The sequence below is a fragment of the Chryseobacterium sp. HMWF035 genome, from assembly GCF_003094695.1.
In the GTDB taxonomy this organism is placed as follows: Bacteria; Bacteroidota; Bacteroidia; order Flavobacteriales; family Weeksellaceae; genus Chryseobacterium; species Chryseobacterium gambrini.
Genome location: NZ_QEHP01000085.1, coordinates 21,706 through 34,051, shown reverse-complemented (window position 1 = coordinate 34,051; position 12,346 = coordinate 21,706). Strand labels below are relative to the sequence as shown.

Genomic DNA, 12,346 nt, shown 5'->3' with positions numbered 1-12,346 from the left:
AATTTATTCTCAAAGCCTAACTGATCTAGAAGAATCATATAAGATCGACAGTTTAATAAAGAAAGATCAATGGGAACTTGTACATCACAAACTGAGTAATGAAAACATCAACTTCAAAAGAATTTCAAAATATAATATAAAGTATGATTTGCTGATTAAAATTGATTCAGCTTCTTCTTTATATCGAAAAGGAAAATTTTCGGAGGCTGAAAAATCGGCAATATCCTTTTTGAATTTACTCCAAAAAAATAAGAATAAAATAGCGTTTTCTTATTATGAAGCTTTAAGGCATATTGCCATTACGCGACTGTTTTATATTGAAAAGAGAAAAGGAAACATCGCACAAGGACTGAAATTTCTTAACAATTTGTCCATCGGAATGAGCCCGGTATATAAAAAGAAGCAATTAATTTTTTTTGCTGTAGCATATATTGAGCTAAGAGATTATAAAAAAGGGATTGATCTTCTCAACATACACCTAAACAACATCCGTAATGACAGCAACAACGTGCTTTATACCAAGTTTTTAAAGGCAAAAGAAACTGCGGCAGCTTATAATACAAAAAGTGATGCTTTTATCAATTGGTACAAAGATACGGGCGCAATAAAATTTCTGGATTCCGCACAGCAAAACTATGAGAAAGCTTATCTTCTAATGAAAAACTCTGAGAATTTTTCAGCATATTCCCAATCCCTTCACAAAAGCAGAAAGGCTCAAATAGCTTTACTTAGAAAAGAATATGACCTATCGTTATCTCTTTTTAATGAATGCGAAAAAGATTCGGTTTTAATGGAAAAAAGCTTTTCAAGAGAAATGGTTTGGCTCGCTAAAGCTGAAATTTATACCCATCTTAAAAAAAGCGATTCGGCATTTAAATACCTTGAAAAATTAACTGCTGATATTCAGAAATCCAAATGTTCGCACGAAAATAAGCTTAAAGTCTATTATTTATTAAGTATCAACTATGAACGTACGGGGAATATAGAAAAGGCTTATAAGTATTCAAAACTGAGCTTATCAGAAATAAAAAAAGAAAACGTTCAAAAAAATGCCGGAAATTTTTTTCTGGGAGTTTATGAAAAAGAAGAAATAAAAAATAGATCTGAAGAAATGCTCCAAAAGAATAACACGAATTTATTATTATTGTTTGCATCATTACTCCTGATTTTTACCATTTTTTATAAAATATATTACCAGAAAAGAAAAAATAAAGAAGAAATTATTAATATCAGGAAAATCGAAAGTAATATTTCAGGCATACAGCCTATTACAGATCAAAAAGTTACAATCTCCACATCAATAGAAGATGAAACCGTTGCTTATATCCTTTCAAAACTCGATTCGCTAGAATTTAAAAAGAGATTTTTATCCAACAGCTTCAAACTCGCCAACATTGCCAAACAGCTGAATACCAATACCACATATCTGTCGCAAATAATAAACCAGTATAAAGGGGTATCCTTTTCTGAATATGTAAATACTCTGCGAATAAATTATATTATAACAGAATTGGATAAAAATCCTCTAATCCGCAAATATAATATTGAGGTAATCTCCAAAGAAATAGGATATAAAAGCTGTACAACTTTCATAAATGCCTTTAAAAAAAGAACCCAAATGACGCCTTCTGAATATATCAAAAATCTGGAAAAAATGTAAAAATTTAAACTGCCTCTTTATGGCACAAGCGTCGTAAACAAATAAAGAAAAAATATAGAGATAAGAACCAGTCCCTGCATGATATTGGTGCGACCTGTGGCTAAAGAAATGGTGATAATAAACAGCGACAATCCCAAAAGCAGTGTTGATTTTATACTGATGCCCAACGTCATACGGAAGTCGGCAAACACCGAAACTAAAGCAACTGCAGGAATACTGAGACCAATACTTGCCAAAGCCGATCCGAAAGCGAGATTAAGACTCGTCTGCAACCTGTTGTTGTAGGCTGCCTTGATGGCGGCAATTCCTTCAGGCAACAGTACAATTCCGGCTATAATAATTCCTACGATTGATTTTGGCGCTCCAACTTTCAGGACAAGAACATCCACATCTTTCGAAAGGTATTTTGCAAGCAAAACTACAATCCCAAGACATAAAATAAGAAATAAAACGCTCAAAAGCATTATTTTCCGGCTGGGTTTTTCGGGCAGAAAATCTGTTTCGTCAGAAAGTTCATCATTGCCTGTTTTGGGAATCGGTGCAATAAAAAAAGCGCGGTGCCTGATTGTCTGAACCATTGTAAAAGCAATATAAAGCGCTAAAGAAATTACCGATATGAAAACAAGCTGAAGAGAGGTATATTCTCCATTGTCATGACTCGTGGTATAATTGGGAAGAACCAGAAGAAACACTACGACAACAATAAGCGTAATCATAGCTGTTCCCACTCCCTGAAGCGTAAAAAGCTGCTGTTTGTAGCGAATAGATCCAACGATAATACAAGTTCCTATAATGCCTGTAAGAATAATCATCACCGCAGCAAAAACGGTATCTCTGGCGAGACTTATTGTTTCCAGACCTTTTGAGCTAAGCATAATTGAAATAATCAGTGAGACCTCTATCACCGTTATGGCAAAAGCAAGAAGCAAAGTTCCGTAAGGTTCTCCCAGTCTGTATGCAATGATCTCGGAATGATAAACTGCCGCCAATACAGATCCTACAAGAAAAACAGTAAGCAACAGAGAATACCAATGACCGCCGACATAATAATGTGCGAGATAAGCAACCCACGCTATTAAAGGAACAATAATTGTCCAGCCGAGCAAATGTATTTTATTATTCATAGAAGAAAAATATGGGATGAACGAATGATAGCCAACTGTTATATGACATCATAATCATTCGTAGTGGTTATGAAATGATGCTCTATAAAATTTTCACAGGCATCACAAAGAGCAACTAACTGTTGCCTGCTGCAATTCTCAATATCGAACTCTTCTTCCACTTCAATGGTAAATTCTGTTACCTTTTCTGTATTAATAAGCTCCAACCCCATCAGTTCATTGAGTGAAGAAAGCACTCTGCCTTCATTAAAAAGCGGCATTTTGCGCATAACAGAATCTTTGAATCTGTATAGTTTTATTGTTTTCATAAGTTGATTTTTGTTGAAATAAAAAGACAGGGCACAAAGCACCTGCCCTTTTCATAAAGTCCGTTAAAACATATTTACTATTTGATAGACCTTATTGCAATCCGTATAAAATGAGCGTTATTGAAATAACAATCTGCACATCCCTGTTATTTAATAACACCTTAATGAAATTAGAATCAGCGGGCTGGGATTTTTATCCGTAAACGCCTGCAATATATTGATATTCAAAGATGATGAAATAGTTGGCGCGGATGCTACACATTTCTGGAAAAAACTTACATATTTCACAGGTTTTTTAAAGATCCTCAAGATTTTTAAGCCGTTGTTTTTTCAGATTTCTGTAGAAGGAAGGCGACAGTCCCGTTATTTTTTTGAACTGGTTAGAAAGATGTGCAACGCTGCTGTAGTTAAGTTTATAGGAAATTTCGGTGAGATTAAGCTCATCATACAAAAGCAGTTCTTTCACTTTTTCCACTTTGTTAATGATGATGAAATGCTGCAGTGTCATTCCCTTTACTTCAGAAAATGTATTGGCAAGATAAGTATAATCGTACCCCAGTTTTTTACTCACATAATCTGAGAAATTTTCTTTCGGAAGAGCTTCGGAAAAATGGATCATTTCTGTGACTACATTTTTGATCTTTTCGATCAGGATGCTTTTCTTATCATCCAGCAGTTCCAGTCCGGTTTTAAGCAGATTATCTCTCAACTGCATTCTTTGTTCTGCGGTAATATCATCCAGCGTTTCCACCAGACCGAGATCTACCACCGCATTTTTTATGTTCAGTTTTTCCAGCTCCTGATGGACAACCATTTTGCAGCGGAGACTTACCATATATTTTATGTACAGCTTCATAATCCAACCCTGTTTTCAGCCCGTTAATCCATACGTCAACAGCCACTCTCTCAAAGTTAACGCTTTAATTTTTAATATCTATGATTTATGTAATAAATTGAAAGACAATTACAAAGAATTCCTTTTTTAATAGACCATCTTTACGTATAGATAAAAATATTTTTAAAATGTCAAAAGAAAAGGAAACAAAGAAAAAATCCGATAAAACACCACCGGCAAAATCATTAAAGGAAAAACGCCAGGACAAACAAAACAAGAGGAAGGATAAAGAAAACGAGAGCCGAGAATAATGCTGAAAGTAAAAAAAGAAGGAATTATCCTCAGAAAAACCGAACTAAATTTCGAAAACGAAGGCGTTCTGAATCCCGCAGTTATTAAGGAAAACGGAAAAATACATCTCTTCTACCGCGCCGTTGCTAAAGGTAATTTTTCAAGCATCGGATATTGCGTACTTTCGGATCCGACAACGGTGGAAGAAAGATCAGAATCTCCGGTCATCGTTCCCGAATCGGATGAGGATAAACACGGCATCGAAGATCCGAGAATAGTAAAAATAGAGGATGTATTCTATCTTACGTACACCAGTTACGACGGAATCAACGCCTTAGGAACCTTATCTGTTTCCAAAGACCTGAAATTCTGGGAAAATAAGGGAATCATTGTTCCGAAAATCCCTTACGAAAAATTTAAACTGTTATCTGAAGCTGAAGGCTTGATCCCTGAAAAATATAAAAGGTACAACCAGTTTCAGATCAGCCATACCGACAGCGATCCTATTTTTTTGTGGGACAAGAACCTCATCTTTTTTCCAAGAAAAATAAACGGTAGATTTTATTTCATTCACAGGATAAGACCCGATATTCAGATAGTAAGCACAGAAAACATTGAGGATCTTACTACCGAATTCTGGGAAGATTATTTTTTTCATTTTAATAATCATATCCTTTTATCTGCCAAATACGACCACGAGTCCAGCTACATTGGCGGAGGCTGTCCTCCCATAGAAACAGAATACGGCTGGCTGATGATCTATCACGGCGTTCACGATACGGTTAACGGTTATGTATACAGCGCCTGTGCCGCCCTTCTGGATCTTGAAAATCCTGAAAAAGAAATTTCCAGACTTCCCTACCCGCTTTTCAAACCGGAAGAAGAATGGGAGCTGGAAGGCGAAGTCAGCAACGTCTGTTTTCCCACCGGAGCCGTAGTAGAAAAAGATCGGCTGTATATCTATTATGGTGCTGCAGACGAGAGAATTGCCGTCGCATCATTAAGCATTGATAAATTACTGAAAGAGCTGATGATGTATGCCGTATAATCATCATTTAATAAATAATCAGTAAAAAAAGAAATAATTTATGAGTAAAGATATCCAATCAGACGTGGAGGAAAAAGCAATAAGACAGGCTGAGAAAAACAAAAAACACAAAACTTATCATAAATCAGAGATTGTCTTTGTAAGTACTTTTCCTCCAAAGGTGTGCGGAATTGCCACGTACACGCAGGATCTTGTAAAATCGCTCCGTTCGAAATTCGGGGAGTCATTCGATATGCTGGTTTGCCCGATGGAAACAGAAGAGGAAAATTACACCTATGAAGAAAAAATCCATTATAAGCTGAATATCTCAGATGCTTTTTCGTATCTGGAACTGGCAGCGCAGATCAATAAGAACAACAAAATAAACCTTGTGATGATTCAGCACGAGTTTGGATTCTTTAATGAAACCGAGAATGGGCTTTATCTTTTCCTCAGAAACTTAAAAAAAGATATTGTGGTAACTTTTCACACCGTTCTGCCGGATCCCGATGAAGAACTGAAGCTGAAAGTAAAGGAAATCGCCGGATTTTCTAAGCATATTATCGTGATGACGGCTATCTCTGCCGAAATTTTAACCAACGAGTATGAAATTTCTCCGGATAAAATTATGATGATTCCGCACGGAACGCATCTCCTGCCTTTTACCGACAAAACAGCGCTGAAAGAAAAGTACGGACTTAAAGATAAAAAAGTTCTGTCGACATTCGGGTTACTGGGACCGGGAAAAAATATCGAGACCACCTTAAAAGCATTACCCAAGATTATCGCCAAAAATCCTGATGCTGTTTTCCTTATCCTCGGTAAAACCCATCCTGCCATCGTAAGAAATGAGGGGGAGAAATACCGTGAATTTCTGGAAGACCTTACCTGTAAGTTTCATCTGGAAAACAATGTGCGCTTCATCAACGAGTATCTTCCGTTGCCGGAACTGCTGGAATATCTTCAGCTTACCGATGTTTATCTTTTTACCTCCAACGACAGAAATCAGGCGGTAAGCGGAACGTTTTCATACGCCATCAGCAGCGGATGCGCCATTGTTTCTACGCCGATTCCTCACGCAGTGGAAGTTTTAAAAGAAGAAACCGGAATTATCATCGGTTTTGAAGCACCGGAACAATTGTCTTCCGCAGTCAATGTTTTATTGGCAAATGAAGAAAGCCGGAAAAAACTCCGTCAGAAATCATTGGAAAAAATGGCTCCGACCGCTTGGGAAAATGCTTCTATCTCGCACGCTTTACTATTTCAGAAGTTCAGAAATGACGAAACAGCGCTCCATTACAGCTTACCGGAAATCAATCTCGGACACATCCAGAATATGACCACAGATTTTGGAATGATACAGTTTGCCAGAATCAACGAACCCGACATCAGCTCCGGTTATACGCTGGATGATAATGCACGGGCAATGATTGCGATGTGCAGACATTTTAAGATAACCAGAGACAAATGTGATCTTCAGCTGATTTCCATTTATTTACAATTCGTCAAATTTTGTCAGCATACCGATGGAAGTTTCCTGAATTATGTAAACGGACATAAACAGTTCACCAATCAGAATTATGAGACCAATCTGGATGATTCCAACGGAAGGGCAATCTGGGCTTTGGGATATCTGGTTTCATTAAAAGAAATTCTGCCTTTGGAATATTCTGAAACCGCTGAGAAAATTATTGAAAAAAACCTGATCTGGGCAGAAAAAATTCATTCTACAAGAGCGATGGCGTTTATGATTAAAGGTCTGTATTATCAAAATTCAAAGAACAATCTTCCTTTGCTGAAAGAATTTGCCGACCGGCTTGTAAAAATGTATCAGCACGAATCCGGAAAAGACTGGCATTGGTTTGAAAGCTATCTTACCTACGGAAACAGCCTTCTTCCGGACGCGTTGCTGTGTGCGTGGATCGCTGCTAAAGAGGAAATTTATAAGGAAACAGCTAAATCCTCTTTTGATTTTTTGCTGTCTAAAATTATGATCAACGGAGAGATCAAAGTAATTTCCAACCAGGGATGGCTTCAAAAAGAAACCACTGAAAACGACTTCACAATTGGTGGAGAACAGCCGATTGATGTTGCTTATACCATTTTGGCATTGTCTACATTTTATAAAGTTTTCGGTGATGAAAAATATCTGCAAATGATGATGAATTCCTTCGAATGGTTTCTGGGAAAAAATCACCTGAAACAAATTATCTACAATCCGGTAACCGGTGGCTGCTACGACGGGCTTGAAGAGAAAAATGTCAACCTCAATCAAGGCGCAGAATCTACCGTAAGTTATCTGATGGCGAGACTGAATATGAACATTTAAAAGTGTGTTCGGCTTTAAAAAACGATTGTTATCCGTAATTTTTCATACTTGAAATAAAAATTTAACAGTCAAAATCCTTGTGAACCGGCGTTAAAATTCAGCATTATGATTAATAACTGATAAGCCCTGAGATTATGTCTAAAAAATAAAAATCCTGAAAATGAACCATCGAGTCCCAACCAGAAAAAATAAATTCCGCCAGCTCGGAAAGAAAAATGCCATTAGTAAAATCCGCCACGCCGAATTTGTATCGTTAATTTACATCAGAAATACCAATATCGCGATGGATAAGGATCTGCAGGAAATTCTCCGGATCCTGAAGGAACTTCAAGTGCTTAGCCGAAAATCGAGAATGGTATTTAAAACCAACTGTACGCTGAGCCAGCATATTCTTTGGGAAGTTTTAATCAATAAAATCAATGATAATATAAACTGCATCCGGCTGCAGGTAGAATATATAAAAGAAAATACAATTAAAATAAATCATTTCAACCATTCGCTGTTCTGGAAGCAGAATGAAACTTTTCTGAATTTACTGAAGGAAAGCTTTGAAAAGATAGATGAACTGAGTTCTCAAATTCTGCCGCAGGAGGAAAGACTGACGTGGAAAACAAATATCGGAAGCAATCAGGAAGAATTCTTTTATATGATGCTTCCACTCTTAAACATCTGCAAAATAGAGCTAGATTTTATTAAAACGCACACTCCCGCCAATCTGAAAAAAGTAATGCAGAATGTAATTGAAGATATCCCCCAAATCAGTTTCAGGAGAAAATACAACAGATACGGACACGCTTATATACAGGCGTTAGAACAATACAAGAAAGAGTTTGAAGAAAAGCACAGTTTCTGGGATATTCTGGTGAAGGTTTTAACAATCGATATGAGAAAATCGCCTTCGGAACTCGTCATGCTTGGCAGATGGATTGATGGTAAAAATAAACATATGATTAACAGCAAGTAAAGGGTTTCATCTTTTTGCGATTACAGAAGCACAGTTTCATCTTACGTTCAGCTCCAAAAAACAATCAAAGTTCAGGCGATTTTCCACATCTCTTATATAGAATGGTGATTGATGGTCGCTTTATTTTAATTTCTCATCTGCATTTCAGGATTTCTCCTGCCCTCTTCATCATGGTCTACAAGATTTCAGTTTCAGCCTCATTCTGAAGATTTTCCTTTGGTTCCGGATTTTCTTCTGCATCTTCTGCAGCATCTTCATTCAGAAATTTGGGTTGAGGTTTAGATAATGAGCTTAAAAAAGTAATGGTGGTACGGTTTCCGTTTTCGTCTACTTTTACCACCAGTGATGTGCAGCAGGGCGATGCTTTGAAATAATTTTCAAATCTTCTGCCGCATTTAAAGCATTCTGTAATAATGACTTCCTGTGTCTCGAAATTTTCCATGGCAATTGTGTGTTTTTTTGTGGAACAGCTCTGTAAAGAGCAAAATATAATTTTTCATCAAATAATTGTGTTTTCAGAATCCGGGCTTAAGTCTCAGTCTCTACCTGTATCTTATTGAACAACGAAACTTTGTAAAGGGCATCAATCACCGCTTCATCATTTATCAATCTGTTTCTCACTTTTCTTATATAATCGGGATCTTCTTGTTTCTTCAGAATTATATTAACAGAACCTGTGTAGCGCGCTGGTAACCATTTATCAATAAAATCAAATCTTTCATTGATGGTGTTCTGATAGGGATATATCAATTTGCTCATACAAATAAATATTTTTGTTTAACCTTTTTTCGTAATTTTGTGTCTATCTCCATGAGATAATTATAAAACAAATATACAAATATATATTTAAAAACAATAATTAATTGAAGTTTTAACAATTATTTATTAAATAAAATTAAAAAGAAGAAATTATTCGATATGAAAATTCACGAGAAGATACGCGAGTACAGCAAATCAAAAGGAGAAACTCTGAGAGAAATAGCCGAAGAATACGGTATGACGCCGCAGGCTATTCAGCTATATTTTTCAGGAAAAAATGCAATACCTCTCAATTTTCTGGTTTGGTACCTAGAAAAACATCCGGATCTGGATCTTTATGCGCTTTTTGATAAGAACAGGGAAAGCATTGTTTCTGAACCGAAAACGCCCTACAATAAAAAAACTAAAAAACAGGAAGTAATAGACCGCATTGTAGAAATCCTGCAAAAAGAAATGTAATATCCACTGAAGATTAATTACCCAAATACATCAACCGGAAAAATTAAAACAAATAATCTTTCCGGTTTTTATTTTTCTGTAACTGAGGAAAATAGGAAGCCTGAAATTCTTTTGCCAATTAAAACAAAATTAGTTTTCCTCTTTTTAACAATTTATTTATCTTCGCACCTCGAAATTTAAAAAAATTAGTGGCTCAAAAAAAATCACAAATATGACCAATGCTTCCCATAAACTGATTCCTATGACGGATTTTGTTATCGAGTATTATTCGCATGAAGGATATGCAGACCTTCAGACGCTTAAGCTGATGAACAATTACGCCAATCTTTTGAAAAAGGAGCTTACTTTGGGAATGTTTGTTCCCGTAGATTCTTCCGGCGAAATCCTGAAAGAACCCAAGAACTACGAATCCTGGAAATCTCTTGAGCACAATTCCAAAAAAAGAAACGATGAAGAAAGCAAGGCTTTCGAAGAATATAAAATCTATCAGAAAGCCGAAAAAAAATGTCTTTTTGAAGGATTTAAAATTGCTTACAACGGGTATTCAGTAGTGAGAATTGTTGCGTCTTACAATACTTCAATCGAACTTTCCTTCAATAAAAACGAAAAGACATTTCAAAACTTCAAAGACATCGAATCGCTAACTTCTTTTAATGAAATCTATCTGAACAGTGCCGCTTTAAAGAAAATAGGCATTCATAAATAGCTTTCAGCTAAACTTTCAGCATTACTCTTTCACCGCTTTTCCGTACACTTCCAAGGCTCTTTTTCTGGCAAAAGTATGCTCCACGATCGGTTCTGCATTGATGTCCTTTTCGGAAAGCCATGTTTTGATGTATTTTAAATCTTTATCAAATTTTTTCGTCTGCTCAGAAGGATTGAAAACCCTGAAATAAGGCGCTGCATCGCAACCGCATCCTGCAGCCCATTGCCAGTTTCCGTTGTTGGAGGACAACTCGTAGTCCAGAAGTTTTTCTGCGAAATACGCTTCTCCCCATCTCCAGTCGATTAGAAGATGTTTGGTAAGGAAACTCGCGACAACCATTCTTACTCTGTTGTGCATAAATCCGGTTTCGTTTAGCTGCCTCATTCCCGCATCTACAATAGGATAGCCGGTTTTTCCTTCGCACCATTTTTTAAATTCCTTTTCATCATTTCTCCACTTAATGCCATCGTATTTTTCTTTAAAAGACTGGTTCACCACTTTCGGGAAATGATATAAAATCTGCATAAAAAACTCTCTCCAGATCAGCTCATTCAGCCAGACTTCATTGTGTTTTTCTGCAAATTCCACACATTTTCTTACGGAAATAGTTCCGAAACGAAGCGCAATTCCTAAACGGGTTGTATGATCCATTGCCGGAAAATCCCTGTACTGATCATAATCATCAATAATCGTTTTTTTCAGTGAAGGCTTTTTAAATTCCAGATCTGTTTTTTCAAAGCCTAAATCTTTAAGCGTTAAAAATTTGGAAGGTGAATATTGATGAAATTTTGAAAAATCGACCTCCATTTTTTTGAAGGTAAAGGATTTGAAATTTTCTTTCCACTTTCTGGAATAGGGGGTATAAACGGTGTAAGGTTTGCCGTCATTTTTTACCACATCCTCCTTTTCGAAAATAACCTGATCTTTAAAATCCTGAAAATTAACATCGTTTTTTTTCAGCAGATCCTGTATCTCCTCGTCTCTTTTTATTGCCTGTGGTTCATAATCCCTGTTGCAGAAAACCGTATCGATTTCAAAATCTTTAATTAATTTTTTGAAAGCTTCAACAGGCTTATTGTGAAAAACCGTTAATCCGCTTTTATGTTTTTTAAGCTCGGTATGAATTTCTTCGAGAGCCTGATAAAAATAATATACTCTTCTGTCTGATTTATCTTCAAGCTTATCAAGAATTTCTTTATCAAAAATAAAAATCGGAACTACTTTTAAGCCAGCTTCAAGTGCATGAAACAATCCTGTATTATCTTCCAGTCTGATATCTCTTCTGAACCAGAAAATATTTACTTTTTCTTTTTTAGACATAATGATTTGTTAACCCTGTTTTCTCTACAAAAATCAGACTAATTTTTCTAATTCTAAAGAGATTGTATTTAATTTATAATTTATTTTTACCATTAAGAAATTAAGCCTCTTTAGCTTAAAAAACTTAATAAAAATCAATGTATTGATTCCTTAATTATAATCAGTTTAACTAACTTAAATTCTTAATGTTAAATTTAAGAATAAACAAAGTTTATTTTAGGGTTTAAAATTTTTTTGAAATAAAAATATTCTTATTGGAAAACGCAAAGACGCAAGATTTTATTAGCCTTAAATCTTTAAGGCGCAAGAAAATCAAAGATTTTCAATAAGGATTGATGCTTAATTTTATCGCAGATAAAATCTTTGCGCCTTAAGATAAGACAGTATTTAAAGAATATTTTGCGTCTTTGCGATGGTTACAGCTATTAAGTTTAAACAAGTTTTTAATCAAGAAAAGCTATAAAACTTTTATTTAGCAATATTTAAATAGGCTCTAAATTTTTTTAAGGTAACTATACGTTATTTTACACAAGCTAATTTTCAACGATAAAAATACAAGAGAGC

13 protein-coding genes are annotated in these 12,346 nt (G+C 35.7%); 7 read left to right on the top strand and 6 right to left on the bottom strand.

Annotated elements, in window-relative coordinates:
- Window positions 1-1,660, top strand: a 1,660-nt coding sequence (locus DD829_RS13220) for a helix-turn-helix domain-containing protein (RefSeq protein ID WP_133240947.1), incomplete at its 5' end; no start/stop codon positions are given.
- A 17-nt stretch (window positions 1,661-1,677) separates the two neighbouring features.
- On the opposite strand, the gene DD829_RS13215 is transcribed toward DD829_RS13220, so the two are convergent.
- The 3 genes from DD829_RS13215 to DD829_RS13205 all read right to left on the bottom strand — a co-directional run bounded on the left by DD829_RS13215 (window position 1,678) and on the right by DD829_RS13205 (window position 3,948).
- Window positions 1,678-2,784: a calcium:proton antiporter gene (locus DD829_RS13215; RefSeq protein WP_108408977.1), complete on the bottom strand. Its 1,107-nt coding sequence runs from the start codon at window positions 2,782-2,784 to the stop codon at window positions 1,678-1,680.
- 38 nt (window positions 2,785-2,822) lie between these two features.
- The gene (locus DD829_RS13210; protein WP_108408978.1) at window positions 2,823-3,092 is read right to left on the bottom strand and encodes a heme oxygenase; all 270 of its coding nucleotides are present in this window, start codon (window positions 3,090-3,092) and stop codon (window positions 2,823-2,825) included.
- Window positions 3,093-3,387: 295 nt separating this feature from the next.
- Entirely contained in the window at window positions 3,388-3,948 is a 561-nt protein-coding gene (locus DD829_RS13205; protein ID WP_228408194.1) for a helix-turn-helix domain-containing protein, read from the bottom strand.
- A 167-nt stretch (window positions 3,949-4,115) separates the two neighbouring features.
- Between DD829_RS13205 and DD829_RS24350 the strand changes: the two genes are divergently transcribed.
- From DD829_RS24350 to DD829_RS13190, 4 genes are all read left to right on the top strand, one after another.
- Window positions 4,116-4,238: a hypothetical protein gene (locus DD829_RS24350; protein WP_256040334.1), complete on the top strand. Its 123-nt coding sequence runs from the start codon at window positions 4,116-4,118 to the stop codon at window positions 4,236-4,238.
- Complete coding sequence (locus tag DD829_RS13200; protein WP_116547825.1) at window positions 4,238-5,266, top strand: pesticidal protein Cry7Aa; 1,029 nt, start codon at window positions 4,238-4,240, stop codon at window positions 5,264-5,266. The genes DD829_RS24350 and DD829_RS13200 overlap by 1 nt, the downstream gene beginning before the upstream one ends.
- 40 nt (window positions 5,267-5,306) lie before the next feature.
- Entirely contained in the window at window positions 5,307-7,574 is a 2,268-nt protein-coding gene (locus DD829_RS13195) for a glycosyltransferase (RefSeq protein ID WP_108410929.1), read from the top strand.
- Between the two features lie 160 nt (window positions 7,575-7,734).
- Window positions 7,735-8,538, top strand: a complete 804-nt coding sequence (locus DD829_RS13190) for a hypothetical protein (RefSeq protein WP_108410928.1) — start codon at window positions 7,735-7,737, stop codon at window positions 8,536-8,538.
- 175 nt (window positions 8,539-8,713) lie between these two features.
- On the opposite strand, the gene DD829_RS13185 is transcribed toward DD829_RS13190, so the two are convergent.
- Window positions 8,714-8,980, bottom strand: a complete 267-nt coding sequence (locus tag DD829_RS13185; protein ID WP_108410927.1) for a hypothetical protein — start codon at window positions 8,978-8,980, stop codon at window positions 8,714-8,716.
- Between the two features lie 86 nt (window positions 8,981-9,066).
- Window positions 9,067-9,297 (bottom strand): hypothetical protein, encoded by a 231-nt coding sequence (locus DD829_RS13180; RefSeq protein WP_076395389.1) that lies wholly within the window; start codon window positions 9,295-9,297, stop codon window positions 9,067-9,069.
- 159 nt (window positions 9,298-9,456) lie between these two features.
- Between DD829_RS13180 and DD829_RS13175 the strand changes: the two genes are divergently transcribed.
- A complete protein-coding gene (locus DD829_RS13175) occupies window positions 9,457-9,756 on the top strand; it encodes a helix-turn-helix domain-containing protein (protein WP_076395387.1) in 300 nt (99 codons plus the stop codon).
- A 211-nt stretch (window positions 9,757-9,967) separates the two neighbouring features.
- Window positions 9,968-10,462, top strand: coding sequence for a hypothetical protein (locus DD829_RS13170; protein ID WP_076395384.1), 495 nt, complete (start codon window positions 9,968-9,970; stop codon window positions 10,460-10,462).
- A gap of 21 nt (window positions 10,463-10,483) precedes the next feature.
- Here DD829_RS13170 and DD829_RS13165 read toward each other — a convergent pair whose 3' ends face one another.
- Complete coding sequence (locus tag DD829_RS13165; protein ID WP_108409911.1) at window positions 10,484-11,782, bottom strand: cryptochrome/photolyase family protein; 1,299 nt, start codon at window positions 11,780-11,782, stop codon at window positions 10,484-10,486.
- Window positions 11,783-12,346 lie beyond the last annotated feature (564 nt).

Bases quoted from the DNA above. Each gene is read 5' to 3' on its own strand.
- DD829_RS13215 (WP_108408977.1), bottom strand. From the start codon at position 2,784: ATGAATAATAAAATACATTTGCTCGGCTGGACAATTATTGTTCCTTTA.
- DD829_RS13210 (WP_108408978.1), bottom strand. From the start codon at position 3,092: ATGAAAACAATAAAACTATACAGATTCAAAGATTCTGTTATGCGCAAA.
- DD829_RS13205 (WP_228408194.1), bottom strand. From the start codon at position 3,948: ATGAAGCTGTACATAAAATATATGGTAAGTCTCCGCTGCAAAATGGTT.
- DD829_RS24350 (WP_256040334.1), top strand. From the start codon at position 4,116: ATGTCAAAAGAAAAGGAAACAAAGAAAAAATCCGATAAAACACCACCG.
- DD829_RS13200 (WP_116547825.1), top strand. From the start codon at position 4,238: ATGCTGAAAGTAAAAAAAGAAGGAATTATCCTCAGAAAAACCGAACTA.
- DD829_RS13195 (WP_108410929.1), top strand. From the start codon at position 5,307: ATGAGTAAAGATATCCAATCAGACGTGGAGGAAAAAGCAATAAGACAG.
- DD829_RS13190 (WP_108410928.1), top strand. From the start codon at position 7,735: ATGAACCATCGAGTCCCAACCAGAAAAAATAAATTCCGCCAGCTCGGA.
- DD829_RS13185 (WP_108410927.1), bottom strand. From the start codon at position 8,980: ATGGAAAATTTCGAGACACAGGAAGTCATTATTACAGAATGCTTTAAA.
- DD829_RS13180 (WP_076395389.1), bottom strand. From the start codon at position 9,297: ATGAGCAAATTGATATATCCCTATCAGAACACCATCAATGAAAGATTT.
- DD829_RS13175 (WP_076395387.1), top strand. From the start codon at position 9,457: ATGAAAATTCACGAGAAGATACGCGAGTACAGCAAATCAAAAGGAGAA.
- DD829_RS13170 (WP_076395384.1), top strand. From the start codon at position 9,968: ATGACCAATGCTTCCCATAAACTGATTCCTATGACGGATTTTGTTATC.
- DD829_RS13165 (WP_108409911.1), bottom strand. From the start codon at position 11,782: ATGTCTAAAAAAGAAAAAGTAAATATTTTCTGGTTCAGAAGAGATATC.